The organism is Nocardiopsis sp. CC223A, from assembly GCF_030766825.1.
Classification (GTDB): Bacteria; Actinomycetota; Actinomycetes; order Streptosporangiales; family Streptosporangiaceae; genus Nocardiopsis.
This window is the reverse complement of sequence record NZ_JASFDV010000002.1, coordinates 19,585-46,248: the sequence shown is the minus strand read 5'-3', so window position 1 is coordinate 46,248 and position 26,664 is coordinate 19,585. Positions and strand designations below refer to the sequence as shown.

Sequence of the window (26,664 nt, the reverse complement as noted above, 5' to 3'; positions counted from 1 at the left end):
CCACCTGACGGCACAGCTTATCGGCGTGACCGCCACGTCCCCACACTGACACGTTCGTGCCGGTCCGCACCACCGCCGTGGTCCCCGGGTGCGGTCCGGTGACTCGGATGGGTTAGTGTCTGCACACGGAACGGCGTCTTCTGGCCCGAAACATGCTCATGTGTCACACGAGCCATCTCGCTCCCCGCTCGCACCGCGGACCGGGAGGAGATTTCGCCGAATTCCGGAGAACCGCTGGCGCACCTTCCTACATCACAGTAGGGTAACGCAGCACGATTCGATTCATCCGATGTTCCGGTGCCTCCCCTCGCGCGCCACGCGGCACCGCGACACCCCCGGACGGCGTGGGACCCCCGCCGGAGCCCTGGGACGGAACCGCAATGAACACACCTCTGTGAAGTCCACCGAACCCGGAGTCCACTTGTGGCCTCATTCATGACCAGACCGTCGACCGGCACAGAGCCCGGAGCCACCGCCCCGGCGGGGGACGGCGCTGCGACCGGCACGGCCCCGTACCGCGACGCCCGTCTGGACAACGCGAAGTTCCTCCTGGTCGTGCTGGTCGTCGTCGGCCACGCGATCGAGCCGATGCGGGACATCCCGGCCGTCGGCGCGCTGTACTACTGGATCTACTTCTTCCACATGCCCGCGTTCATCGTGATCAGCGGGTACCTCTCCAGATCCTTCGACGGGTCCTCCAACCGCGTGGAGAAGCTGGTCCTGACCGTCGCGGTCCCCTACCTGATCTTCTGGACGATCCACCAGTCCATCTACGCCGTCGAACGCGGCGGGCCGGGCGACTCCCTGTCGCTGCTCAAGCCGACCTGGACCCTGTGGTTCCTCGTCGCGCTGTTCCTGTGGCGGCTGAGCGTCCCGGTGTGGAAGCGGCTGCGCGCCCCGGTCCTCGTCGCGTTCGCGATCTCGCTGTTCGCCGCCACCACCAGCCTCAGCGACACCCTGTCCCTGGGCCGTGTGGTGAGCTTCCTGCCGTTCTTCGTGCTGGGCCTGAGCCTGCGCCGCGAGCACTTCCTGTGGCTGGACAGGCTGTGGCTGCGGCTGGCCTCCCTGGTCGTGCTGGGCACCACCGCCGCGCTGGCGGTGCCCATCTCCGACGGGCTCAGCAGCGACTGGCTGTTCTGGCGGGACAGCCTGACCGACCGCGACATCGACCCGCTGATCCCGAGCCTGGGCATCCGGCTGGCCTTCATGGGCCTGGCCCTGGCGATGACCGTCGCGTTCCTGGCGCTGACCCCCAAGAGGCGGACCTGGTTCACGGCTCTGGGCTCCTACACCCTGTACGTCTACCTCGGCCACTCGGTGGTGTTCATCCTCCTCAAGGCGTCGCCCTGGTACGACGCCATGGACGACATGGTCGGCGCGGCGGTCACCGTCGCCCTCGGCCTGGCGGTCGCGCTGCTGCTGTGCACCCCGTGGGTGCGGGCCGGCATGCGCTGGGCGGTGGAGCCGCAGATGTCCTGGTTCCTCAAGCGCGACGAGCCGCAGGCCACCCCCGTCCCCCCGGGCGGCGGGGACGGGGAGGTCGGGAACAAGGAGAACGGGAACAGGGAGAAGAGGACCGCCGAGGTCTGACACCTCCCGCTCCGCCGGGTCCCGGAACCGCGAAGGGGCGGTGCGCCGACGCGCACCGCCCCTTCGTCGTCGCCGGGTCCGGCGGGCCCGCGGGTCAGCTGCCGCCGGCCCGCGCCCCCTCCGGGACCGCCCCGGCCGCGATCAGCTCGCGGCGGCGCACCTCGAAGCGGCGGGTGTCCTTCCACAGCCGGGCGACCAGCACGACCTCGAAGAACCCCAGGGCCAGCACCGAGAACACCGCGACCGGGATGATGAGGCTGTTCAGCGGGGTGAACAGGGAGACCAGGACCGTGACCGGCGCGACCACGCACAGGAACATCTCATACTCGATGCCGCTGAACAGGTGCGGGCGCACGCGGTGGCGCAGCAGGAAGTGGCGTACCCGGCCATAGAGCCCGCTCGGCACCGGAGCCTGCTCCGGGTCGGCCGCACCGGACACGGCGTCGCCCTCGTCGTCCTCGGCGCCGTCGTCGCCCAGGTCCGAGGCGGCGTCGGCGTGCAGCCGGTCGGTGTCGCCGGCCAGTTCGGCCAGGGTCCGGTGCATCCCGCGGCGGGTCTTGGCGACCTGGGAGCCGTTGAGGTAGCGCAGCAGGTCGAAGAACACGATGACCGGGGCCGCGATCAGGTAGGCGGCCTGGCCGGTCACCAGCCACTGGCCGACGAGCAGCGCCATGATGCAGACGAAGAACCGGATGCGGTCGAACACGAAGTCGACCCAGCTGCCGAAGACCGAGCCGGTGCCCTTGAGGCGGGCGATCTTCCCGTCCATGCAGTCCAGCACGAAGCTGAGGTGGAACAGCAGGGCGCCGGCCACCGCCCAGGCCCAGTCCGCGCCGACCCCGGACACCGGCATGACGAAGCACACCGCGGACAGCAGGCCCAGGACCCCCGCCCCCAGGGTCAGCTGGTTGGGGGTGACGTCGGTGCGGTTGGCGGTCCAGACCACCAGTCGACCGGCGAGCGGGTCGACCAGGAAGACGGTCCACCAGGCGTCCTTCGCCTTGTAGGTCTCTTCCTTCACCTGCGCGAACGTGAAACGCGGCATGCGTGTGTCTCCAGGGAGGCGACGCCCCGAACCCGCACCCTGCGACAGCGCTCTGCCAGGGGCCGAGGGAGGGGCCGTGTCAGCGGAATCGAGTCATCATGCCAGATGGGGGGTCGTCCGAGCCAATCGGTGACGGCATACTTGACTGGTAAGAGGGGGATCAACAGGCGGCCGTGTGCGCTGGCACAGGATGGTCCACCCCCTTCGGTCTCGACCGAGGTAGAGGCATTGCGTTTTCTCAACGACCAGGCGCCCCAGCAGGACCTGACCTACAGTGACGTGTTCATGGTCCCGAACCGGAGCGCCGTGGGCTCCCGGCTCAGTGTGGACCTGTCCTCGCCGGACGGCACCGGCACCACCATCCCGCTGGTGGTGGCGAACATGACGGCGGTCGCGGGCCGCCGGATGGCCGAGACCACCGCCCGGCGCGGCGGTATCACGGTCATCCCGCAGGACATCCCCATCGAGGTGGTCTCCGACGTCATCGCCTGGACCAAGCGGCGGCACCTGGTCCACGACACCGCGATCACCCTGAACCCGGGCAGCACCGTGGGCGAGGCCCTCAACCTGCTGCCCAAGCGGGCGCACAACGCGGTCATCGTCGTCGACGAGGCCCGCCGCCCGGTCGGCGTGGTCACCGACGCCGACTGCGCCGGCGTCGACCGGTTCTCCCAGCTGCGCGACGTCATGTCCACGGAGCTGGTGACCATCCCGGCCGACACCGACCCCGAGGCGGCGTTCGCGATCCTGCACGACTCCCGGCACCGGCTGGCGCCGGTGGTGGACGGCGAGGGCGCCCTGGTGGGCGTGCTGACCCGTACCGGGGCGCTGCGCTCCACTTTGTACAGTCCGGCCGTGGACGGCCGGGGCCGACTGCGGGTGGCCGCGGCCGTCGGCATCAACGGCGACGTGGCGGGCAAGGCCGCCGACCTGCTGGCCGCCGGGGCGGACACCCTGGTGATCGACACCGCGCACGGCCACCAGGAGAAGATGGTCTCCGCGATCGCCAAGGTGCGGGCGCTGGCCCCTTCGGTGCCGATCGTGGCGGGCAACATCGTCACCGCGCAGGGCACCCGCGACCTCATCGAGGCCGGGGCCGACATCGTCAAGGTCGGTGTGGGCCCGGGCGCGATGTGCACCACCCGCATGATGACCGCGGTGGGCCGCCCCCAGTTCTCGGCGGTGCTGGAGTGCGCCGCCGCCGCGCGCGAGCTCGGCGGGCACGTGTGGGCGGACGGCGGTGTGCGCCACCCGCGCGACGTGGCCCTGGCGCTGGCCGCGGGCGCGTCCAACGTGATGATCGGCTCCTGGTTCGCGGGCACCTACGAGTCGCCGGGCGATGTCATGCGCGACGCCGAGGGCCGCCAGTACAAGGAGAGCTTCGGTATGGCGTCGGCGCGCGCGGTCCGGCTGCGCACCGCCGACGACTCGCCGTTCGAGCGGGCCCGCAAGGCGCTGTTCGAGGAGGGCATCTCCACCGGCCGCATGTACCTGGACCCCGAGCGCCCCGGTGTGGAGGACCTGATCGACCAGATCATCGCGGGCGTGCGCAGCTCCATGACCTACGCGGGCGCGAGCTCGCTGGAGGAGTTCCACGAGCGCGCCGTGGTGGGCGTGCAGAGCTCGGCGGGCTACGCCGAGGGCCGCCCGGTCCCCACCAGCTGGTGACCCGGGCCCGCGGGTGAGCCGACGGACCCCGGGGAGGCGCCGCGGCGCCTCCCCTTTCCCGTTCCCGGGGCCGGCGCTGTTCCCGGGGCGGCCCTCACTCCTCGGACGCGGTCCGGGCGGCCAGGACCTGCCTGCGGTGTTCGCCGCACAGCCGGTCGGCGTGGCGTACCGGCTCGGGCACCCGGTACTTCGGTGACAGGCGCATCACCAGGTCGGCGGCGCCGTCCAGGTCCACCCGGTGGCCCACGGAGACGTAGACGGGCTTGACCCCGGTGCGGGTGCGCAGGGCCCGGCCGATCACCTCGGCGCCGCCGGCGGCCAGGGCGGCGGAGTCGGGGACGACCTCCGAGCGCCCGGCGACCATGGGGGCCCACGATCCGCGCTCCGGCCCCGGAACCGAGTGCCTGCCGTAGAGCACCGACTTGGCCGAGCCGACGACCGGCAGGTCGAGCAGGACCCCCAGGTGGGAGGCGACCCCGAAGCGGCGCGGGTGGGCCAGCCCGAACCCGTCGCACAGGTACACGTCGGGCGTGGTCTCCAGCCGTCCGAGGGCCTCCAGCACGGGCGGCAGCTCCCGGAAGGAGAACAGCCCGGAGATGTAGGGGAAGGACACCTCGGAGGCGATGGCGACCGACTCCACGACCTCCAGGGTGGCGGTGTCCAGGACCACGGCGGCCGCCGACAGCGCCGAGTCGTCCTTGGCGTAGCTGACATCGAGCCCGGCGACCGTGCGGACCGCCGCCGCGTCCAGCGGTTCCTCGCGCACCAGGTCGGCCATGCGGCGCTGGAGCGCCACGGCCTCCCCGGGGTCGCCCGGCCAGTTCTCCGGGTCGTCCAGGATCCGGCCGACCCGTTCGGCGATGTCCGACACCCGACGCCTCCTCATCCGGCCCGCCGGCCGCGGGCGGCCCGCTCGTTCGACCCGGCCCGTTCCGGCCGCTCCCCCATCCAACCGCACCCGCGCCGTGGTCGCGCGCGGGGCAACCCTCTCGTCAAATCCTCACGTGTTCCCCGCCGCCGCAGCGTGCGTCGCGTTGTGCGCGGAGTCACGGCGGCCGATGCTCGAAGCGGCCGGCCGTGGCGGTACGGTGAACCCGTTGGTTTTGCACTGACCAGTCAGTTCAAAAGGAGGCGGAGAATGCGTCTGGCCACCGGGGCCAGGGTCGTGGCGGAGGACGTCGCGCTGGTCACCCGCGAAGGCCCCGTGTACACGGGCGTGGACTTCACCGCGCGCCCGGGCACCCTCACCGTGTTCCAGGCCGATTCCGGCGGCGGACGCAGCGCCCTGCTGCTGACCCTCACCGGCCGGATGCGGCCCACCTCGGGGAACGTGTACGTGGACGGCCACGAACTGCCCAAGCGGGCGCGCCGGGTGCGCCGGATCAGCGCGCTGGGCCTGATGACCGAGGTCAACTCCCTGGACGAGCGGCTGCGGGTGAGCGAGCACCTGTCCGAGGCGGCGCTGCTGCGTTTCCGGCCCGCCGCGCGGGGACTGGCCGACTTCGCCCTGGAGGCCACCGACCTGGGCGACCTGGACCGGCGCACCCTGGTCAAGGAACTGGACGCACTACAGCGCCGCAGGCTGGGCGTGGCGCTGGCCCTGATGGCCGAACCCCGGCTGCTGGCCGTGGACGACGTCGACGGCGGGCTGTCCGACGAGCACCAGGCGCTGATGTGGCACAGCCTCAAGCGGCTGACCGACGCCGGGCTGACCGTGATCGCCACCTGCGCCGACGCCGCCGCCCTGGCCGAGGTCGCCGACACCGACACCCAGGGACCGCTGCCCATCGACCAGGGCGGGCCCCCGGAGGAGGGCCCCGAAGACACCGCGGACACCGGCGAAGCCGGGGAGATGCGCCTCTCCGAGCTGTTCGCCGACCGCGACACCGCCACCGCCGACGGAGAGGACGGGAACGAGCACCGTGACCGATGAGACCAGCCGCCCCCGGTTCCGCCCCTTCGCCGTCCCCCGCCTCGGTCTGCTCACCATGCGGTCCTTCCTCCGCTCCCCCCTGCCCACCGCGGCGCTGGCCGCCCTGCTGCTCATCCCCCTGCTCTACTCCGGGATGTACCTGTGGTCCTTCTGGGACCCCTTCGGCCGGATGGAGCACCTGCCCGTCGCCCTCGTCAACGAGGACCGGACCGTCGTGGTGGACGGCGAGGAGGTGAACGCGGGCGAGGAGCTGGCCGACACCCTGGTGGAGCGCGGCGACCTCGACTGGCACCTCGTGGACGCGCGGGAGGCCGCCCGCGGGGTCACCGACGGCGACTACTACGTGTCCCTGACCATCCCCGCGAACTTCAGCGCCGACCTCACCTCGCCCTCCCGCGACCGCGAGGCCCCGGTGCAGGCGATGCTGGTCGCCCACTACAACGACGCCAACAGCTTCGTCGTGCGCCAGCTCGCGGGCTCGGCCTTCAAGGAGGTCCGCGACGCCGCCGAGCAGACCGCGATCAGGGGCTACCTCGACGAGATCTTCCTGGGCTTCAACGAGATCCACGGCAAGACCGAGGAGGCCGCCGAGGGCGCCGGGCTGCTGTCGGAGGGCGCGGGCGACGCCTACGACGGGTCCGGCGAGCTGTCGACCAACCTGGGCACCGCCGGCGAGGGCATGGGCGAGCTGGACACCGGGCTGGGCGAGCTGTACGCGGGCTCGCAGGCCCTGGCCACCGGCGCATCGACCGCCTCGACCGAGGTGTCCGCGCAGGTCGAGAAGATCGACGAGCTCGCCGACGAGTGGCTGCCCCGGCTGGAGGAGGACACCCCCGACATCCAGGAGCGGGCCGAGCTGGTCGCCGACGTCTCCGGCGGCATCGCCGACCTCCTGCACGGGCTCCCCGAGGAGATCGACACCGCGGGTCTGGAGGAGCTGGACGGGCGGCTGGACACCTACCTGCGGGAGCACCCGGAGCTGGAGACCGAGCAGCCCGACCTCTACCTGCTGCTGTGCGACCTCCAGGAGGGGATGGACGTGGCGCTGTCCACGGCGACGTTCGTCGAGGACAACCGCGAGGACATCGTCTCCACCGCCGACGAGGCCGCCGACCTGAGCGAGAAGGCCGCCGAGCTGGCCGAGGACCTGCCCGGTTACATCGAGGACGCCGAGGACGCCCGCGAGAGGCTCGACGAGCTGGACGAGGGCCTGGAGGAGCTGTCCGAGGGCGCCGGGGAGCTGCGCGACGGCCTGGAGGAGGCGTCCATCGCCTCCGGTGAGCTCGACGAGGGCCTGGAGCTGCTCGGTGAGGGCTCCGGCGAACTCCACGAGGGGCTGGGCGAACTCTCCGAGGGCTCCGACGAGCTGGCCGGGGGGCTGGAGGACGGGGTCGGGCAGATCCCCACCTACAGTGACACCGGCAGGCAGGACGCGGGCGACATGATGAGCGCCCCGGTCCGGCTGAGCAGCGAGATCGACAACGAGGCGCCCGACTACGGCACCGGGTTCGCGCCGTTCTTCGTCCCCCTGTCCCTGTGGGTGGGCGCGATGGTGGTGTTCATGGTGCTGCCCGCGCTGTCCACGCGCGCGCTGGCCTCCTCCGCCCCCTCGTGGCGGGTGGCGCTGGCCGGGCGGATGGTCCCGATGCTGCTGGGGTTCGGGCAGGTGGCCGTCATGATGGCGGCGCTGCATCTGCTGCTGGGTCTGCGGTCCTGGAACTGGCCGGTGCTCATCGCGTTCCTGCTGCTGACCGCCGCGGCGTTCGCCGCCACGGTCCAGTACCTGAACGTGCGGTTCGGCGCGGCCGGCCGGGTGGTGGCGCTGGCCCTGCTGGTGCTCCAGCTGACTTCGGCCGGCGGCACCTACCCGATCGAGACCAGTCCGGCGTTCTTCCAGGCGATCGGCCCCTACCTGCCGCTGCACTGGGGGGTGACCGCCCTGCGCAACCTGATGGGCGGCGGCGACCTGTCCCTGGTCTGGCCCGCGTTCGGGGTCATGGCCCTGTGGCTCGTCGTGCCCCTGCTGCTGACCTGGATGACCGTCGAACGCAAGCGGATGTGGACGATGAGCGCCCTGTACCCCTCCCTGAAGCTCTGACCGGAGCCCGCGGGAGCAACGAGCCCGGATCGGCGCCGGAAGGGTTCCGGCGCCGATCGGGGGCAGAATGGACCGGATGAGTGTGAGCACCCCCGACCGCCCCGTGAGCGGCCGCCGCGAGGCCACCCGCAGGCGGCTGTTCGAGGCCGCCGTGACCCTGATCTCCGAGCAGGGGTACGGCGCCACCACCGTCGACGAGATCGCCGAGCGCGCCGGTGTCGCCAAGGGCACCGTCTACTACAACTTCGGCGGCAAGAGCGAGCTCTACACGGCGCTGATGGAATGGGGCATCACCCGGCTGGCCGACACCCTCAAGGAGGCGGCCCCGGACCCCGGCGCCGATCCGGCCGAGGCGCTGACCGCGGTCCTGCGGGCCGGGGTGGAGTTCATCGGCGAGCACGAGGCCCTGGCCCGGCTGCTCATGGCCGAGGCCTGGCGGACCAACCGGACCTGGTACGCCACGGTCCGCCAGATCCGCACGGAGGCGATCGGCGTCGTCACCGCGCGGCTGGACGCGCTGGCCGCCGCCGGACTCCTCCGGCCGGACCTGGACACGGGGCTTGTGGGATCCGCGCTGTTCGGCATGGTGGTGACGGTGGCCCTCGACTGGCGGACCCTCCAACCGGACCGGCCGGTGGAGGAGATCCACGCCACCCTGGCCCGAATGGTCCACGGCTTCCTGGGGACGCCCGTCTCCCCCACAGATCCCTGAGAGGACGCCCGACATGGCCTCGCTGTACCCACTGCTCCCCCTGCTGTCCGGGCTGGCCATCCTGGCGGTGGTCACCCGCGACACCCGGCTCGAACTGCGCCTGATACGCCACGGTGTGCGCGCCAAGGGGCGGGTCATCGGCTACAACGAGACCTCGACGGCCTCGCGGATGATCGTGCAGTTCCGCACCGAGGACGGCCAGGAGGTGCACGCCGAGCACGAGAACACGGGTTGGACGGCGTCCCGGGCGGGTGAGATCGTCACCGTCTCCTACGACCCGGAAAGCCCGGAGCTGGCCCGTATCGTGTCGGCGCCCTGGCTGTCGCACTGGGTGCGCGGCATGTTCGCCACCCTGGGCACGATCCTGATCGCCGCCGGGGTGCTGCTGGGCTACTTCGCCTGGGACCTCGACTGGGATCTGAGGGGTTAGGGCGCGGCCGCCGGCTCGCGGGGTTCGGTGTAGCGGACCAGGCGGGAGGGCAGCGAGCCGTCGGTGATCGCGCGGGTGCGCACCCGGGTACCGCAGAGCAGGTCGACCAGGCCGACCCGGTCCGGGCGGACCAGCGCGGAGCTGGCGTGCACGACCACGACGGCGAGCGCGATCCACGGGTGTCCGAACGCGATGAACAGCACCACCGGGACGGTGAGCAGCGCGGTGCGCGCCAGCACCCGCGGGCGGGCGGCGGGGGCCGGCCGGGCGGGCTCGGTGAGCGCCAGCCGGACGGCGGCGCGGCCGGGGGTGCAGCGGTCCCGGCGCAGCTGCGGCACGAACACCCCGAAGACGGCGGCGGTGCCCAGCAGGACGGCGGTGCGGACGTGCCCGTCGGAGTCGGCGCCGATCACGCCCACGGCGGTCATGGCGGCGGTCAGGGTGCTCGCCCCGTACCACCACAGCCCCAGGTCGAGCAGGGTGCCCAGGGTGCGGCGGGTGAGGTCGGGGGCGACCCGGTCGGGCACGGCGCCCGGCCAGCCGCGGGTGTCGCCCCAGGGCCACAGCGGCAGCAGGAACCGGGCGAGCAGCCAGCCGACGGCGGTCCCGGCGACGCCGAGCGCGACGAACAGCGGGGAGGCCTCGGCGTAGGCGCAGGGGTACACGCCCAGCAGGCCGGTGCCGCGGACGGCGTCGGCGGCCAGGGCCAGGGCGGCCCCCAGCAGCAGGGTGACCACCGGGCCGCGGCGGAAGCGGTCGCGGGCCAGCCAGCCGACGGGCAGGAAGAGCGCGAAGGCCAGGGCCGGTCCGTACCGGCCGGCGGGGTCCTGTCCCGCCCCGGGCCAGCACAGCCCGTCGACGGCGGCGGGCAGCGGCCAGACCGCGTAGGCGGCCAGGGCCAGGCCGGTCAGCAGCGCCGCGAGGCTGGCGCGCCCGGGGCGGCCGTACAGCCGCCCGTAACGCCGGTGCTGTCCGCGCAGGTAGAGGGCGGCGGCGAGGAGGACGAGCAGGGGCACGGCGACGACGGCCACGTCCACGGCCTCCTGCCCGGTGCCGAACGGTCGGATCACACGCACTGCCCTCCCTGCTCCCTGTCCAGGGCGCAACGGTAGTACGACGGGCGCCTCCCCGGGTGTCGAACGCCGCTTTGAACCGATATGGTCGCCCTCGGACGCCGTCACACGGGGCACTCCTTGCGCTTCACTCCGCAATATGTGACATTCGTCCCATAGAACCCATGAGGCCGCACACCACGCTAGCCCCCACCCTCCAGGTGGACATTCCGCCTCGTCATGGCAGACTGCCTCCACCACCCGGATATTTCGTCGTTTCTCTGCCGAGATACGATCCCCAGCGCCGAAATACCGCTTTTGTGGTTACCCTGCGGTAGGTCCCGTGTCGAGACACCCCCGAACGGACACGGCCCGCAGGGCGGGCGACCCCCCCGGGGCCTGCGGTGTCGACGACCGGGCACCGGTCGGGACGGCGCCCCTGATACCGCACCCCGAGAAGAGTTTCGACGCGGATCGACAGGAGAACCGTGCAGGCAGTACCCCCGAGACGCGGGCGGACGATCGCGTCCCGCATCCGCGCAATGGTCACGATCCCCACGGCGGCTCTGCTCGCCCTGTGGCTGATCCTCACGCTGGTGCTGGGCTACGGCGCCGTGATGCAGCTGATCCGCTCCTCGGCGACCGACGACATGGTCACCCCGGCCGCCGTCGGCCTGGTGGACGCCATGCGCGAGCGCGCCCGCAGCATCGCCTTCATCGAGCACCCCGAGAACCAGGAGCTGGCAGCCGATCTGTCCGAGGCCCGCCAGGACACGGACGCCTCCCTCGGCGCGGTCATCGGCGAGCTGATCGGGTTCGCGGACCTGGCCCCGGGACAGGCCGGCCACCACATCACCATGCTCCACGAGCAGTACGGGCGGATCGACGAGATCCGGGCGGGCGTGGACGACGGCTCCCTCTCCCGTGACGAGGTCCTGGAGTACTACAACCAGCTGATCCTGCACGGCGCCGACACGTTCGACAGCCAGGGCCGTTCGGGCGCCACGGACGCGGCCGTCGACCCCGGCTTCACCGCCGTGTACATGTTCCGCACCGTCGACCTGTTCGCCCGCACCGACGCCCAACTCGCCCGCGCCTTCGCGAACGACGAGCTCACCTGGGAGGACCAGGTCGTCTTCACCGAGCTCGTCGGCTCCTACCGCCACCTGATCGAGGCCAACGGCCCCTACCTCAGCGGGCCGGGCCAGGCCGACCGGTTCGAAGCGGTGCTGGACAGCCCCGAGTACGCGCGGCTCACCGAGATGGAGACGCGGATCATCGAGCGGCGGATCCGGACCGAGTCCGTCACCGACCCGACCACCCTGGCCGTCACCGAGGTCGAGGACCTCTCCATGCCGGTGAACGGCGACGAATGGGACGCCGACCACGCGTACGTGCTGAGCGAGCTCACCGACATCGGCGCCGACGAGGCCCTGTACTCCGCGGACGTCACCCGGAACCAGGCCAACCGGTCCGTGCTCGTCGCCGTCGGCGGCAGTCTGGGCGTCGCCGCCGTCTTCACCGCCGCCTTCCTGCTGGCCCGCCGCTCCTCCCGGTCGCTCACCGGCCGCCTACTGCGCCTGCGCGACGACGCCAACGCCCTGGCCGAGGAACGCCTGCCCGACCTCATGGACCGGCTGCACCGCGGCGAACGGGTGGACACCGACGCGATGCTGCCGCTCATCGCGACCAGCGACGACGAGATCGGCGACGTGGCCCGCGCGTTCAACTCCGCCCAGCGGGCCGCGGTCGACGAGGCCGTCCAGCAGACCGAGCTGCGCCAGGGCATCAACCGGGTGTTCCTCAACATCGCCCACCGCAGCCAGACCCTGGTCCACCGCCAGCTGCGCCTCCTGGACAAGATGGAGCGCGAGCAGGAGGACCCCGAGCAGCTCGCCCAGCTGTTCAAGCTCGACCACCTGGCCACCCGGTCCCGCCGCAACGCGGAGAACCTGCTCATCCTCGGCGGCGAGGCGCCCGGGCGGACCTGGCACCGGCCGATGCCGCTCATCGACGTGCTGCGCGGCGCCATCTCCGAGTCCGGCGACTACACCCGGGTCAAGCGCGAGCGCATCGCCCGCGTGCACCTCAACGGCCCGGCCGTCGCCGACGTCATCCACCTGGTCGCCGAGCTGGTCGACAACGCCGCCATGTTCTCGCCCCCGCACACCCAGGTGCGGCTGAGCAGCGACGACGTGCCCAACGGTGTGACCATCGAGATCGAGGACCGCGGCCTGGGCATGACCGAGGAGGAGCTGGCCGCCGCCAACCGGCTGCTGGCCGACCCGCCCGAGTTCGACGTCATGCGCCTCAACGAGAAGATGCGCCTGGGCCTGTTCGTGGTCTCCCGCCTGGCGCACCGGCACGGCATCAAGGTGCACCTGCGCCCCTCCCCGTACGGCGGTGTGCAGGCGATCGTCCTGCTGCCGCACGACATCATCACCGGCGAGCGCTCCCCGCTGCCCGCCGCCGAGGAGCAGGACGGCGACATCTGGGAGGTGCGCGAGATCATCGACCACGCCCCCGGCGGCGCCCTGGGGTCCGGGTCCGCCCCGGTCCTGGCCCCGGTGCCCGCGCCCGATGCCCCCGCCCCCGCCCCCGCCCCCGCGGCGGACCCCCTGGAGGCCGGGGTCTCCCCGTCCGCCGACACGGGCTCCGGCGACGACGCGGCCGGGAACGGCGCGGCGCCCCACTCCGCCGACGGTGTCAACGGAGCCGACGGTGCCAACGGGGCGAACGGCGCCGACGTCCTCGCCGGGGGCTTCGACCCCCGTCCCGCCCTGCCCACCCGCCGGCCCACCATCAGCGCGGTGCCCGCCCCCGCTTCCGGGGCGGCGGAGCCGGAACGGGTCGAGGCGGGCGGCGGACGGCCCGCCCTCCCCAAACGCCGTCCCCAGGAGAACCTGGCCCCGCAACTGGCCGCCGACCCCGAACCCCCCTCCCGGAGCGGGGACGCCGAAGGGGCTCCGGCCCCCGGTGCGGGCGGCATCGACGGTGCCGAGCGGCTGGCGCGCCTGCGCCGGAACATGACCGCGTTCCAGAAGGGGACCGATCGCGGTCGGCGCGAAGGCAAGCATCAGACCCACGAGACCGACAAGGACGACTGACAGTGACGAGTACTCCCGAACGCATCGAGCGCGAAGGCTCGGGCAAGAAGGACATCGACTGGCTGCTGGACGAGTTGCTCGAACGCGCGGTGGGCTCCCGGCACGCCATCGTCCTCTCCGCGGACGGCCTGTTGATCGGCCGCTCGCACGAACTGGCCAAGGAGGACGCCGAGCACCTGTCGGCGGTCGCCTCCGCCTTCCAGAGCCTGGCCCGGGGCACCGGGCGGCACTTCAACGGCGGCGACGTCCTACAGACCGTGGTCGAGATGGAGAGCGCCTACCTCTTCGTCACGGGTGCCGGCCGGGGCGCCTGCCTGGCGGTCCTGGCCGAGGAGAGCGCCGACGTGGGCCTCATCGCCTATGAGATGAACGTCCTGGTCGAGCAGGTGGGCCGCTACCTCGACGCGGCGCCCCGCCATGAGGGAGCGACCGGAGAAGCCACGCGATAGGGGACGGCCATGCAAGCGCACGACGTATTCGACCCGGGCGGGGATCCCCACGGCCTGCCGCACCGCGACGCGGTCGGCGGGTACGGGGACGCGGAACCCGGCGATCCGGACGGCCCGGAGGCCGGACCGCTGGTCCGCCCGTACGTGATCGCCCAGGGGCGGGACCACGCCGACACGGTCAAGCTGGACATGATCAGCGTGGTCATCGCGGCCAAGCGGGCCGAGGTCGACGAGATGGCCCTGGAGCCCGAACAGCTCCGGATCCTGGAACTGTGCCGCCGCCCCCTGTCGGTCGCCGAGCTGTCGGCCCACCTGGACATCCCGGTGGCCGTCGTGAAGGTCCTGCTCAGCGACCTCCTCAACCGCGGGCTGGCCCTGGCCCGCGCCCCCTACACAGCGAAGAGCCCGGTCAGCCGGGACGTACTCCAGGCGGTTCTCGATGGCATCCAGCGACTCTGACCTCTCCCGGGACACCGTTCCGTCCGCGTTGAAGATCCTGGTCGCGGGCGGCTTCGGGGCCGGCAAGACCACCCTGGTGGGCTCGGTGAGCGAGATCGCCCCGCTCAGCACCGAGGAGGTGATGACCGAGGCCAGTTACGGTGTGGACGACCTGTCGGGGGTGGAGTCCAAGACGACCACGACGGTGGCGCTGGACTTCGGGCGCATCACCATCAGCCCCAGCCTGGTGCTGTACCTGTTCGGCACGCCCGGCCAGGAGCGCTTCTGGTTCATGTGGGAGGAGCTGTCGGAGGGCGCCCTGGGCGCGATCGTCATCGCCGACACCCGCCGGCTGGAGACCTGCTTCGCCGCCGTGGACTTCTTCGAGCGGCGGGGGGTGCCGTTCGTCGTCGCGGTGAACTGCTTCGACGGCGCGCACGAGTACGAGGCGGAGGAGGTGCGGGCGGCGCTGACCCTGGACCCGGCGATCCCGGTGATCCTGTGCGACGCGCGCGTGCGCTCCTCGGCCAAGCAGGTCCTGCTCACCCTGGTCACCCGGGTCGCCGAGCGCATGGCCGCCTGACCTGGAACGACGTCTCCTCTCGGGGCGGGCGGGTCATCGACCCGCCCGCCCCGGCGCGTTGCGGGGGCGGGTACGGGGGGATACGAACCGGACACGGTTAGGGTTCGGCGGAGTGGCCACGGCACCCGGACCGCCTGTACAAAAGGACATTCCAGGTAAAGTGCGCCCCGTGGCACGTCCCGGATGTGCCCCGCCCCGCAGACCATGGACCCGTCCCGGGCGGGCCCGCACGAGGTGACTGGAGTGACACCCCCATGAAGCGGTTCGAGTGGCGCGACCGTATCCACGCCCTGGACGCCGAGGCCGACTGCGAGGAGATCGTGCGCATCCTGGGGACCCACGAGTTCCCCTGGGACATCGAGCAGGCGCTCGGGCTGGCCCTGTACCGGACCTACGCGGTGCCGAGCATCGGGGAGCTGCTGGCGCACACGCGCGAGTTCACCGAGCGCACCCAGCACCGCTACGACGACACCGCGCTCATCCTCAACGACATCATGGAGCACGGGTTCGGCCCCGGGCGGGGCCGCGACGCCCTGCGGCGCATGAACCAGATGCACCGGTCCTACGACATCTCCAACGACGACTACCGCTACGTGCTCAGCACCTTCGTCGTCATGCCGGTCCGCTGGCTCAACGACCTCGGGTACGGCTGGCGCCGGCTGTCCGACCACGAGATCGCCGCGAGCACCAACTACTACCGCAGGCTCGGCAGGCACATGGGCATCAAGGAGATCCCCGAGACCTACGCGGAGTTCCACGAGCTGTTCGACTCCTACGAGCGCGAGCACTTCGCCTACACCGAGGGCGGCCGGGCCGTCTCCGACGCCACCCTCGGGCTGATGGTGGACTTCTACCCGGCCTGGCAGCGACCGCTGGTGCGCCCCTTCACCAAGGCGCTGCTGGACGACCGCCTCATCACCGCGTTCCGCTACCCCGAGCCGTCCGCGGCCTGGCGCGCCCTGGCCGCGGGCGCGCTGCGCCTGCGGGCGAGGGTGGTCCGGTTCATGCCGCCGCGCACCGAGTCGCGCTGGGCCCGCCAGAGCCCGAACATCCGCAGCTACCCCGGCGGCTACGACCCCTCGCGCATCGGCACCTTCCCCAAGGGCTGCCCCGTCCCCCACGGCATGGACACCGTGGAGGTGCCCGCCACCGGCGCCCGGGTCCCCGCACCCGGCCAGGCTCTGGCCACCGAGGGCGCACCCGTCGAGGCCCCCGAGGCCACCGGCGCCGACTGACCCCCACACACCCCCCGTCTCTCCCCTGATACGAAGGAGCCGCTGATGAAGCGTTTCGATTTCCGCGACGAGATCCACCGTCTGGACGCCGAGGCCGACTGCGTGCGGATCATGCAGATCCTCAACGCCCACGAGTTCCCCTGGGACATGGGCCGGGCCCTGGGCATCGCCCTGTACCGGACCTACGCGGTGCCGAGCATCGGCGAACTGCTCGGGAAGACCGACGAGTTCACCGGCCGGACCCAGAAGCGCTACGACGACACCGCGCTCATCCTCAACAGCATGATGCGGTACGGGTTCGAGCCCGGCCAGGGCCGTGACTCGCTGCGGCGCATGAACCAGATGCACCGGTCCTACGACATCTCCAACGACGACTACCGCTACGTGCTCAGCACCTTCGTCGTCATGCCGGTCCGCTGGCTCAACGACTACGGGTACGGCTGGCGCCGGCTGTCCGACCACGAGGTCTCGGCGATCACCAACTACTACCGCAGGCTCGGCAAGTACATGGGCATCAAGGAGATCCCCGAGACCTACACGGAGTTCCGGGACCTGCTCGACGCCTACGAGAAGGAGCACTTCGCCTACACCGAGGGCGGCCGCAGGGTCTCCGACGCCACCCTCGACCTCATGGTGACCTTCTACCCGCCCCGGGTGGCCGGGCTGGCCCGCAGGTTCTCCATGGCGATCCTGGACGAGTCGCTGATCGAGGCCTTCCGCTACGAGCCGCCGTCCAAGGCCTGGCGCAGGTCCGCGGACATCGCGCTGAAGATCCGCGCCAAGGTCGTGCGCCGGATGAAGCCGCGCGAGGAGCCGTTCTGGGCCGACCAGAACCCGAACATCCGCAGCTACCCCGGCGGCTACGACGTCAACAGGATCGGTACGTTCCCGGCGGGCTGCCCGGTCGCCCACGACGTGGACCCGGTCGCGCACGAGGAGCTGTACGGGAAGAAGGACGGCGCCGCCGAGTCCGCCGAGTCCGCCGAGGCCACCGCGGACGGGCACGCGTGACCGCCACCTCCGATCCCGCCACCGCCGCGCCCGCGGCGGCGACCGGCCCCCTGCCCCGCTCGGTGCACGCCTGGTACGGCAGCGGCGCGGTGGCCACCGGCGTCTTCAACACGGTCCCCGGCCTGCTGCTGCTCATCTACCTCACCGACACGCTCGCGGTGAGCCCGGCGGTGGCCGGGCTGGTGGTGCTGCTGCCCAAGCTGGTGGACCTGGCGGTCAGCCCCTACATCGGGGTCTGGTCGGACCGGACGCGCTCCTCCTGGGGGCCGCGGCGGCCGTGGATGCTGGCCGGTGCGCTGACCCTGCCGCTGCTGTTCGCCGCGATGTTCGCCGGCCCGCCGCTCCAGGGGAACGGAGCGGCGGTGTACGTGGCGGCGGTGTTCGTCGCCGCGGCGCTGGCGTCGTCGGCCTTCCAGGTGCCGCACGCGGCGATGCCCGGGGAGATCACCTCGGACTACCACGAGCGGTCGACGTTCACCGCGTGGCGGACCGTGTTCGTGGGCCTGGCCCTGATGCTGGGCGGGGCGCTGGCCCCGGTGATCCAGACCGCGCCCGCCGACGAGGTGACCGGGTACCGGCTCATGGGCGTGTTCATGGGCGTCGTGCTGCTGGTGTCCATGCTGGGCACGGTGATCGGCACCCGCCGGGCGCCGCGCACCGTGTTCCCGCACCGCACCGAGGGGATGGCCGCCCAGCTGCGGACGGCGCTGACGCACCGGCACTTCCGGGTGCTCTTCCCCGCCCAGCTGCTGATGTCCGTGGCCGGCGGGACGATGGTGGCGGGCGTGCCGTACGTGACCGCGAACGTCATGGGCGAGCCCGCCTACACGAGCATCCTCATGGTGTGCGTACTGGTCCCGCTGATGGCCGCCGCCCCGCTGTGGCGGCGGCTCTCCGTGCGGGTGGACAAGCGCCGGGCGGCCGCCTACTCGGCCGCGGTGTTCTCCCTGGGCGGCCTGGGGCTGCTGTGCATCCCGCTGGGGGGCGTACCGATCGCGGTCGCCTCCTCGGTGCTGGTGGGGATCGGCCTGTCGGGGACGATGCTGCTGCCGTGGTCGATGCTGGCCGACTGCCTGGCCGCCACCGACGACGGCCGCCGCCAGGGCGGCGTGCTGTCGGGGGTGTGGACGGCGGGCGAGGCGCTGGCCCAGTCGGTGGGCACCGGCCTGCTGTCACTGTCGCTGGCGCTGAGCGGCTACGTGGAGTCGGGTGCGGGCGAGGTCGTCCGGCAGAGCGACGAGGCGCTGCGGGGCATGCTGATCGGCAGCACGCTGGTCCCGGCCGCGGTGATGCTGCTGTGCCTGGTGCCGCTGGCGTTCTACCGCCTCACCGAGGCCGACACCGCGTCGGCCGCCGACACCGCGAGGTGATCCGCGGGGCCCGCCGGAGCGCGGGCCCCGCCCGGAGCGGGATGGTGTCCCACCGAGTGGTGCGACGTCGTTCCACCCCGGGCCCCGGAGGCGACGACGCACCGGTCCGCGATCCGTTCTCGTTCGAACAGCCGTTGTTCCCACACCACTCCACGGGACGTGACCCGGAGCGGGGCCGGGGAACGCGGTTCAGCGGCCCAGGCGGCGCCAGATCGGGCGCGGCATCAGTCGCATGCCCGCGAACACCGGGGCGAGCACGCGCGGCGCCCACACCGTGGTCGCCCCGGAGCGCAGCCCCGCCGACACCGCCTCGGCCACCCGGCCCGGGGTGGCCGGGAAGGGTGCCGGGTCCACGTGCGCCGACATCCGGGTGGGCACGTAGCCCGGGCGCACCACCAGCACCCGCGCCCCGCTGCCGTGCAGGGAGTCGGCCAGCCCCTGGGCGAACCCGTCCAGGCCGGCCTTGGCCGACCCGTACACGAAGTTGAACCTGCGCACCCGCACCCCGGCCACCGACGACAGCACCACCAGCGCGCCGTGGCCCTGCTCGCGCAGGCGGGCGGCGACCGCCAGCCCCGCGGAGACGTGCCCGGTGTAGTTGACCGCCGCCGCCCGGGCCGCGGCCGCCGGGTCGGCCTCGTAGTCGGACTGCGTGCCGAGCACGCCGAACGCGTCCACCACCACGTCGAGGTCGCCCACCAGGGCCACCGCCGCGTCGACCGTGGCGGTGTGGGTGTCGGGGGCGGTCGCGTCGAACTCCAGCGAGTGGACCTTCGCGCCCAGGGCGGTCAGCGCGCCCGGGGGTTCGGCGACACCGCCGCGGGCGGCCAGCACCACCTCGCGGGCGCCCTCGCGCACCAGACGTTCGACGATGGCCAGGCCGATCTCGCTGCGGCCGCCGAGCAGCAGCACGGTCCGCACCGTTCCCACCGAGTCGCGCATGTGCCTTGGATGTCCTTCCGGATGACGAATGGGGTGTCAGAGCAGCCGCAGGCGGCGGGCCAGGTCGGAGACGAGCACCCCGTCGGGGTCGACCCGCTCCCGGACCTTGCGCCAGGCGGGCAGGTCGGGGTACATGGCGTGGACCGTCTCCGCGTCGGCCCGGCCGTCCTTGGCCAGGTAGAGGCGGCCGTCCGCGGCCAGCAGGCGCTCGTCGAAGCGGCGCAGCATCCGGCCCAGGCCCGGCAGGTCGGCGGGCAGGTCCACGGCCAGCGTCCACCCGGGCCGGGGGAACGACAGGTGGCCGCCGGTGCCCTCGCCCAGCCGCTTGAGCACGGTGAGGAACGACGGCGCGCCCGCCCGGGACAGCCCCTCCATGATCCGGACCAGCGTGTCCTCGGCCCCGAGCGGCACCACGAACTGGTACTGCACCAGCCCGCGCGGGCCGTACAGCCGGTTCCAGTCGCGGACGGCGTCCAGCGGGTGGAAGAACCCGGCGATGGGCTGGGCCTCCCCGCGCCTGCGCCGGGGCGCGGCGCCGCGGTACACGGTGTTGAACGCGCCCACCGTCCAGGAGTTGAGCAGCCCCGGCGGCGCCCACGGCGGGGCGGCCAGCGGGCTGCCCGCGCGGTGGCGCAGCGGGGCTCGGCGCAGGGCGGGCGGCAGGTCGCGCAGGCCCGCGTGGTCGGCGCGGGTCAGCACCCCGCGCCCCATCGCGCTCCCCCTGGCGAGCAGGTCCACCCAGCACACCGTGTACCGGTAGTCGGCGTCGGTGCGCGCCATCAGGTCCAGGGTGGCGTCCAGGGAGTCGGTGCGGTCGGTGTCCACCCGCATGTAGGAGGTCTCCACCGGCAGCACGGCCAGGGTCGCCTCGGTGATGACCCCGGTCAGCCCCATCCCGCCCAGCGTCGCCCGGAACAGTTCGGCGTCCGGGCCGTCGGGGGTGAGCGTCAGCGCCTCCCCGGTGGGCGCCGCCAGGGTCAGGGAGCGCACGTGCGCGCCCAGCGAGGAGTCGGCGTGGTGGTTCTTGCCGTGCACGTCGGCGGCGATCGCCCCGCCCACGGTGACCTGCCGCGTCCCGGGGGTGACCGGTACGAAGTACCCGCGTTCGAGCAGGTGGGCGATGAGCCGGTCGAAGGACGCCCCGGCCGGGACGGTGACCTCGCCGCGGTCGGCGTCCAACCGGATCGGCCCGGTCAGCCCGGTGCAGTCCAGGACGGTGCCCCCGGCCGCCTGGGCGGCGTCGCCGTAGGAGCGGCCCAGGCCGCGGGCGAGCACTCCGCGCGGGCCGGCGTCGGCCAGGGCGTGTGCCACCTGTGCGGCGGTGCGGGGGCGCACGACGCGGGCGGCGGTCGGCGCGGTGCGGCCCCACCCGGTGAGGAGCACGGGGCGTTCGGGCTGCGAGGCCACGACGGGGTCCCCCTTAGAGGTAGATGCCCAGCCCCACCAGGAGGGCGAGGGAGACGATGATGACCTGGAGGGGGCGGTCGCGCAGGGCGATCTCCTCCGGTTCCTCGCCCACACCCCGGTCCACCAGCAGGTTGTAGCGCAGGACGAACATGATGAAGGGAACGATACTGCCCACGTGGAACAGGTTCTGCGCGCCGCCGTCCTGCTCCAGCGCCCACAGGCAGTAGGTGACGATCATCGCCGCCGACGCCATGGTGCGGGTCTGGGACAGGTACGTGGGCGTGTAGGCGCGCAGGGTGGCCCGGACCGGGCCGCCGGTGTCCTGGGCGTCCAGGGCGCGCAGCTCGGCCTCGCGTTTGCCGACCACGACCAGCAGCGCCGCCAGGGACACCACGATGACGAACCAGGAGGTCAGCGGGACGCCGACGGCGACGCCCCCGGCGACCGCGCGCAGCACGTGGCAGGCGGCGACGGCGACCAGGTCGCAGATCGCGACGTCCTTGAGGTAGCGGGTGTAGGCGAGGGTGAGCAGGACGTACCCGGCCAGGACGCCGGTGAGCAGCGGCTCGCCCAGGGCGAGGGAGGCCGCCGGGGCCAGGGCGCACAGGGAGATCCCCACGGTCACCGCCAGGGGCACCGGGACCAGCCCGGCGGCGATGGGGCGGTGCCGTTTGCGCTCGTGGGCGCGGTCGCGCTCGACGTCGCGGACGTCGTTGAGCAGGTAGGTGCCGGCCGCCGCCGCACAGAACAGCGCGAAGGCCGCCGCGCACAGCAGCAGGGCGCGCGGTTCGGCCAGCGCCCCGGCGGCCGCCGGGGCGGCCAGGACCAGCAGGTTCTTCAGCCACTGGCGCGGACGGCAGGCCCGCACCAGGGCGAAGGGCAGGGTGTCGCGCACGCGGCGGCCGCCGGACGGGGTTCCCCCGGTCCCGGTCCCCGGCAGCACCGACGTCATAGGCCCGCCCTCCCGGCCGTGCGGACGGCCCCGCCCCGCCGGTCGCGGCGGGGGCGGGGTCCGACGGGCCCTTCAGTTGTGGTGGGCACGGGATCGGCCGGTGAGGTACAGGACGACGCCGATCCCGATGAAGCCGACGCCGACGATGAGGGCGGCGAGCGGGATCGTCGTGTGGATCAGCGGCAGCATGGTGCGGCCCTGCTCGGAGTTGGCCACGGCCTGCTGGACCGAGGCCTCGTCGAAGACCAGCTCGGCGTCGAGCAGGGTCAGGACCTCCTGGCCGTCCACGACGACCACGCGGTTCTGGTCCTCGCTGACCTTGAGCGGGGAGCCGGTGGTGGGCTCGATCCAGTAGGTGCGGGTGATGGAGAAGACCTCGTCGCCGGTCACGTCGCCGTCGCCCTCCAGCCCGGCGACCGAGCGCGGCAGGGTGCGCTCGCCGGTGACCGCGCCGTCGACGACCTGCTCGAAGCGGTAGACCTCGACGCCCTCGATCTCCTCGACGCCCTGGAACTCCATGGGGACGACCTCCCTGACGGTCGTCTCGAAGAAGTCGTAGTCGCGCTGCTCGGTGAAGAAGGGGAACTTCCACAGCTGTCCGCTCTGGACGGTGGCCTCCTCGTTGACCATCGCGTCGCAGCAGTCGACGGCCTCGCCGGTGACCCGGTCGTGGCCGGCGCGGCGGCTGTTGGAGGTGATGCCGAAGTCGGTGTCGGCGTCCTTGAGCCAGGTGAACTGGTCCCAGACCACGACCTCGTCGGTGCTGGAGGCCACGTCGGCGCGGATGGTCGAATGCGCCTCCAGGGTGGCGTTCTCGACGAGTTCGACCTCCTCGATGTTGAAGTAGGTCGCCCCCTCGGCGACGTTGACGGTCTCGCTGTAGTAGGTCAGGGGGGTCTTCATCAGGGAGCTGGACACCCACGTGCGCATGAGGGGTGCAACGGCGAGGAAGAAGACTCCAAACCCGATGAGAACGACCGCTATGGCACGGCGCATTTGCCCTCCTGGGCGATGTGAGTCTGGATCTGAAACGGGCTTCAGTGGAACTAGCTTCAGTTCCGGGTAGAGTACTGCCCAGTAGTGAACGACGTCACCAGGGCGTGTCTGAATTTTTATAACACGTTCTAGTGGACCGTGTTCCAGCCCCTCCCCGTCCTGGAAGGCCCCATGGCGCCCACTCCCTTCGCGCCCGAGGACCCCACCGGCACCCCCTCCGGCGGCGCGCGCACCTCCCCCGCGGTCCCCGACCCCGCCCGGCTCCTGCCGCAGGTCGACGGCCGCCACGAGACCCTCGACGGCATCCGCGCCGTGGCCGCCCTCATGGTCCTGGTCTTCCACGTCGCCACCGAGACCGGCGACTCGCTGGCACCCGGTGTGCTGGGCGGTGCGCTGTCGGCGTTCGACCTGGCGGTACCGCTGTTCTTCACCCTGTCCGGGGTGCTGCTGTACCGCCCCTGGGCGCGGGCCGCCCTGGCCGGGACACCCGCCCCCTCCTCCCGCACCTACCTGTGGCGGCGGGTCGTGCGCGTGTTCCCCGCCTACTGGGTGGTGGCCCTGGCCGCACTGCTGCTGTACTCGCGCGAGCACCTGGACTCGCCGCGGTACTGGCTGGAGGCCATGACCCTCACCTTCCCGTTCAACACCGACCCGTCGTGGGTGGGCACCGGCCCCTACGGCCTCGGGCAGATGTGGAGCCTGTCCGTCGAGGTGAGCTTCTACCTGCTGCTGCCGGTGTTCGCCCTGCTGCTGTCGCTGTGGGCCCGGCGCGGCCGGACCCCCGACGCCCGGGGCCGCCGCCTGCTGTGGGGTCTGGGCGTCATGGCGCTGCTGGGGTTCGCGGCGCTGCTGCCGCAGTTCCTGCCCGAGCCGCGCCACTACATGCACGCCTGGCTGCCGCGCACGCTGGGCATGTTCGCCGGCGGGATGGCACTGGCCGTGCTGTCGGAGTGGGCCTGGCGGGAGTCCGGTCCCGACGGCCCGGTGCGGCGCTTCTGCCGCACCGTCGCCTCCTCGCCCGGGGTGTGCTGGCTGGCCGCGGGCGGGTTCTTCGCCCTGGCCGCCACCGACGCCACCGGCGGCCGGTTCATCGGCTCGGGCGACCTGTGGACCTCGGCCTTCTCCTCGGCGGCCGACATCGGCTTCGCGTTCTGGATCATCGCCCCCGCCGCACTGGCCCCCCGGCCGACGGGCCCGCCGGCCCCGCTGCGCTCGGCCGCGGCCTGGCGCGGGGGCCGGTGGCTGGAGGCGCTGCTGCGGCACCGGGTGTGCCAGTACCTGGCCAAGGTGTCCTACGGGGTGTTCCTGTGGCAGTTCCTGGCGCTGTACCTGTGGCGGGACTTCACCGGACAGGAGATCTTCACCGGCACGTTCTGGCTGGACATGGTGCCGGTGACGCTCGTGACGGTGCTGCTGGCCGCCGCCACGTACCGCTGGGTGGAGGAGCCGTCCCGGCGCTGGTCGCGCCGGTTCTTCCGGGAGGACCGCCGGGCCTGAGAGGGCCCGGGGACGCCGAACCCCCGTGGATGCCGCCGAGCGGCTCAGGCGAGGCCACCGCACACCCTCGCCTTCAGCCCTCGCCCTCGTCCCCGGCGTCCTCCGCGGGGTCGGCGGGTTCCTCCTGCGAGAGCGGGATCGGGTGGCCGCCGTCGGCGTCCGGGGCCAGCTTGCCGATGGCCACCGCCGTCATGCACAGGGCGTCCACCTCGGTGAGCAGGGAGAGCCGGTCCCCCTGCTGGGGCACCGGCAGGTGCCAGAATCCACCGTCGGGGGCCGCCGGCAGCACCGCCTCGATCCAGCCGCCGCCCACCGACACCACCAGGTCGGTGTCCGCGTCCGAGGTGTAGGCGAGCGTCGCCACCTGTTCGGGGCCGCCCATCGCCAGTGCGGGCCAGGACACCGCGCCCTCCAGCGTCCCCAGGCACTCGTCCTCCGGACCGGGCAGGAACGTGCTGCTGAACAGGGTGTGCTCGCCCGGGACCAGGGTCCCCTCGTCGTCGAACACGTACGCCGCGGCCCCCTGCCCCGGGTACGCGAACCGGTCCCCGTCGTCCCCCGGGGCCAGCGGCGGCAGCACGTGGGAGGTGAGCCGCAGGTCGCCGTTCCAGTCCAGGACCACGTCCTCCGGGACCGGGCGCGGGTAGAACGCGCCCTCCTCCGGCAGGTCCGCCATGGAGGCCCGCACGTTGTCCATGTACTCGCGCAGCCGGTCACCGCTCAGCGTTCCGGCGTAGGTGTAGGTGGAGTACAGGGCGCCCGCCGCGTAGCCGACCGTCAGCACCGCGGCCGCGACCGCCCGGTTGCGCCGGGCCCGGCGGCCGGGTGCCGCCCGTGTGGTGAGCGGGACCCCGGCCGCTGAGACCGACTCCCGGGCGCGCTGCTCGTGCACCACGAGGAAGGCCAGCGCCAGGCACAGGGCGAAGATCAGCGCCGCGTCGGCCACGTACCGGGGGTCGGCCCCGGCCAGGCCGTGCCCGCGCCCGCGCGCGATCACCGTCGGGACGGCGTCCACGAACACCAGGTAGCCCAGCAGCAGCGCCCACGCCCGCCAGGCGCGCCCGCGCAGCCACAGGCTGCTCAGGACGATGGCCAGCCACATCACGCCCGCGCCCAGCACCACGAACCCGCGCGGTTCGACCAGGCCGCCCGCCGGGGTGATGAGCGCCCACTCGTAGGGGCCGCCCAGCGCGCCCACCGGGAACACCTGCCCCAGCATGCGCCGCAGCAACTCGGTGGCCGCCTCGGCCTCGGGCACCCCGGCGCCCTCGGTGCCGCTGCCGGTGTTCTGGCTGACCAGGTACAGGACCAGGTAGCCCAGGGTCAGGGCGACCATCGCGCCCCAGAACGCGCGGTGTGCGCGGAACGCCCGCACCGTGCCCGCCCAGAGGTGGCCCGGGTACAGGAACGCGACGGCGAACACGAACAGCAGCGAGGGCAGGAACAGCGCCTTCACCGAGAAGAACATGCCGAAGACCACCGCCGCCGTCGTCCACCAGCCGTAGCGGGGGTCGCCGGTGCGCACGTAGCGGACCGTCCACAGCAGGGACAGCAGGATGGCCAGCTGGAACGGCACCGCGTTCAGCGCCGCCGCCCACCAGCCCAGCACCGGGATGGTGAGCGGGGCCAGCGCGTAGACCGAGAACGGGATCAGCAGCGCCCAGCGGCGGCCGAACAGCTCCCACATCAGCCGCAGGAACGTCAGCAGCGCCAGGGTCTGGAACACCAGCATCACCCCGGCGCTCACCCACCAGTTGTACGGCCAGAAGGCCGTCTGGAGGTAGACCAGGAACATCGCCCCGGGCATGAAGTGGCCCTTGTGCAGGGAGAACAGGTAGTCCGGGGTGAGGTCGGTGGCGTAGGCGGCACCGAAGAACAGGAAGTCGTCCTCGACGAAGTAGGACGCGTTCAGCACGTACACCTTGGCGGCCAGCGCCACCAGCAGGACCGCCATCGCCGCACGGAACACGGCGTCGCGGGAGACCTCCCGCAGACCGCGCAGGGCATCGGCCGCCAGTGCGCCGATGCCGGGTCCCTCGTCCTCGGGCTCCTCGACCGGGCGGCGTACCCTGACCTCGACCTCCGGTTCCCGATCCGGACCGGTCGTGGGGGTGGTGGACGGCATCGGTACTCTCCCCGCCGCTGGTTG

General features: G+C 72.6%; 22 protein-coding genes. 14 read left to right on the top strand and 8 right to left on the bottom strand.

Features of this window, described 5'->3' with window-relative positions:
* Positions 1-435: 435 nt before the first annotated feature.
* Positions 436-1,590, top strand: a complete 1,155-nt coding sequence (locus QJS33_RS01235) for an acyltransferase family protein (protein ID WP_306365947.1) — start codon at positions 436-438, stop codon at positions 1,588-1,590.
* Positions 1,591-1,684: 94 nt separating this feature from the next.
* On the opposite strand, the gene QJS33_RS01230 is transcribed toward QJS33_RS01235, so the two are convergent.
* A complete protein-coding gene (locus QJS33_RS01230; protein WP_306365946.1) occupies positions 1,685-2,635 on the bottom strand; it encodes a CDP-alcohol phosphatidyltransferase family protein in 951 nt (316 codons plus the stop codon).
* A 228-nt stretch (positions 2,636-2,863) separates the two neighbouring features.
* Here QJS33_RS01230 and QJS33_RS01225 point away from each other — a divergent pair, with 228 nt between their 5' ends.
* Entirely contained in the window at positions 2,864-4,303 is a 1,440-nt protein-coding gene (locus QJS33_RS01225) for a GuaB1 family IMP dehydrogenase-related protein (protein WP_306365945.1), read from the top strand.
* A 94-nt stretch (positions 4,304-4,397) separates the two neighbouring features.
* On the opposite strand, the gene QJS33_RS01220 is transcribed toward QJS33_RS01225, so the two are convergent.
* Positions 4,398-5,174, bottom strand: a complete 777-nt coding sequence (locus tag QJS33_RS01220; protein ID WP_306365944.1) for an endonuclease V — start codon at positions 5,172-5,174, stop codon at positions 4,398-4,400.
* A 267-nt stretch (positions 5,175-5,441) separates the two neighbouring features.
* Between QJS33_RS01220 and QJS33_RS01215 the strand changes: the two genes are divergently transcribed.
* From QJS33_RS01215 to QJS33_RS01200, 4 genes are all read left to right on the top strand, one after another.
* Entirely contained in the window at positions 5,442-6,236 is a 795-nt protein-coding gene (locus tag QJS33_RS01215; protein WP_306365943.1) for an ATP-binding cassette domain-containing protein, read from the top strand.
* Between the two features lie 55 nt (positions 6,237-6,291).
* A complete protein-coding gene (locus QJS33_RS01210) occupies positions 6,292-8,334 on the top strand; it encodes a YhgE/Pip domain-containing protein (RefSeq protein WP_306366060.1) in 2,043 nt (680 codons plus the stop codon).
* Between the two features lie 76 nt (positions 8,335-8,410).
* On the top strand, positions 8,411-9,046 hold the full coding sequence (locus QJS33_RS01205; protein ID WP_372339561.1) for a TetR/AcrR family transcriptional regulator: 636 nt from the start codon (positions 8,411-8,413) through the stop codon (positions 9,044-9,046).
* Between the two features lie 13 nt (positions 9,047-9,059).
* Positions 9,060-9,476, top strand: coding sequence for a DUF3592 domain-containing protein (locus QJS33_RS01200; RefSeq protein ID WP_306365941.1), 417 nt, complete (start codon positions 9,060-9,062; stop codon positions 9,474-9,476).
* Here the strand turns inward: QJS33_RS01200 and QJS33_RS01195 are convergent.
* Positions 9,473-10,546 (bottom strand): antibiotic resistance protein VanZ, encoded by a 1,074-nt coding sequence (locus tag QJS33_RS01195; protein ID WP_306365940.1) that lies wholly within the window; start codon positions 10,544-10,546, stop codon positions 9,473-9,475. The two genes, QJS33_RS01200 and QJS33_RS01195, sit on opposite strands and share 4 nt — an antisense overlap.
* Before the next feature lie 524 nt (positions 10,547-11,070).
* On the opposite strand from QJS33_RS01195, the gene QJS33_RS01190 reads away from it, so the two are divergent.
* The 7 genes from QJS33_RS01190 to QJS33_RS01160 all read left to right on the top strand — a co-directional run bounded on the left by QJS33_RS01190 (position 11,071) and on the right by QJS33_RS01160 (position 18,721).
* Entirely contained in the window at positions 11,071-13,635 is a 2,565-nt protein-coding gene (locus QJS33_RS01190; protein WP_306365939.1) for a nitrate- and nitrite sensing domain-containing protein, read from the top strand.
* Positions 13,636-13,637: 2 nt separating this feature from the next.
* Positions 13,638-14,084: a roadblock/LC7 domain-containing protein gene (locus QJS33_RS01185; protein WP_306365938.1), complete on the top strand. Its 447-nt coding sequence runs from the start codon at positions 13,638-13,640 to the stop codon at positions 14,082-14,084.
* Between the two features lie 9 nt (positions 14,085-14,093).
* Positions 14,094-14,543 (top strand): DUF742 domain-containing protein, encoded by a 450-nt coding sequence (locus tag QJS33_RS01180; RefSeq protein WP_306365937.1) that lies wholly within the window; start codon positions 14,094-14,096, stop codon positions 14,541-14,543.
* Positions 14,524-15,105 (top strand): ATP/GTP-binding protein, encoded by a 582-nt coding sequence (locus QJS33_RS01175; protein ID WP_306365936.1) that lies wholly within the window; start codon positions 14,524-14,526, stop codon positions 15,103-15,105. Before QJS33_RS01180 ends, QJS33_RS01175 begins: the two co-directional genes overlap by 20 nt.
* Positions 15,106-15,359: 254 nt before the next feature.
* Entirely contained in the window at positions 15,360-16,340 is a 981-nt protein-coding gene (locus tag QJS33_RS01170) for an oxygenase MpaB family protein (RefSeq protein ID WP_306365935.1), read from the top strand.
* A gap of 45 nt (positions 16,341-16,385) precedes the next feature.
* A complete protein-coding gene (locus QJS33_RS01165; RefSeq protein WP_306365934.1) occupies positions 16,386-17,351 on the top strand; it encodes an oxygenase MpaB family protein in 966 nt (321 codons plus the stop codon).
* Positions 17,348-18,721 (top strand): MFS transporter, encoded by a 1,374-nt coding sequence (locus QJS33_RS01160; protein ID WP_306365933.1) that lies wholly within the window; start codon positions 17,348-17,350, stop codon positions 18,719-18,721. The genes QJS33_RS01165 and QJS33_RS01160 overlap by 4 nt, the downstream gene beginning before the upstream one ends.
* Before the next feature lie 189 nt (positions 18,722-18,910).
* Here the strand turns inward: QJS33_RS01160 and QJS33_RS01155 are convergent, their stop codons facing one another.
* The 4 genes from QJS33_RS01155 to QJS33_RS01140 form a co-directional block, all read right to left on the bottom strand.
* Positions 18,911-19,663: an SDR family NAD(P)-dependent oxidoreductase gene (locus QJS33_RS01155; protein WP_306365932.1), complete on the bottom strand. Its 753-nt coding sequence runs from the start codon at positions 19,661-19,663 to the stop codon at positions 18,911-18,913.
* Between the two features lie 36 nt (positions 19,664-19,699).
* Positions 19,700-21,070 (bottom strand): FAD-binding oxidoreductase, encoded by a 1,371-nt coding sequence (locus tag QJS33_RS01150; protein WP_306365931.1) that lies wholly within the window; start codon positions 21,068-21,070, stop codon positions 19,700-19,702.
* Positions 21,071-21,083: 13 nt separating this feature from the next.
* A complete protein-coding gene (locus QJS33_RS01145; protein WP_306365930.1) occupies positions 21,084-22,022 on the bottom strand; it encodes a decaprenyl-phosphate phosphoribosyltransferase in 939 nt (312 codons plus the stop codon).
* Positions 22,023-22,094: 72 nt separating this feature from the next.
* Entirely contained in the window at positions 22,095-23,018 is a 924-nt protein-coding gene (locus QJS33_RS01140) for a DUF3068 domain-containing protein (protein ID WP_306365929.1), read from the bottom strand.
* A 171-nt stretch (positions 23,019-23,189) separates the two neighbouring features.
* Here QJS33_RS01140 and QJS33_RS01135 point away from each other — a divergent pair, with 171 nt between their 5' ends.
* Positions 23,190-24,515, top strand: coding sequence for an acyltransferase (locus QJS33_RS01135; protein ID WP_306365928.1), 1,326 nt, complete (start codon positions 23,190-23,192; stop codon positions 24,513-24,515).
* Between the two features lie 73 nt (positions 24,516-24,588).
* On the opposite strand, the gene QJS33_RS01130 is transcribed toward QJS33_RS01135, so the two are convergent.
* Positions 24,589-26,640 carry a hypothetical protein gene (locus QJS33_RS01130; RefSeq protein WP_306365927.1) on the bottom strand — a complete coding sequence of 684 codons (2,052 nt, stop codon included), beginning with the start codon at positions 26,638-26,640 and terminating at the stop codon, positions 24,589-24,591.
* Positions 26,641-26,664: the final 24 nt, after the last annotated feature.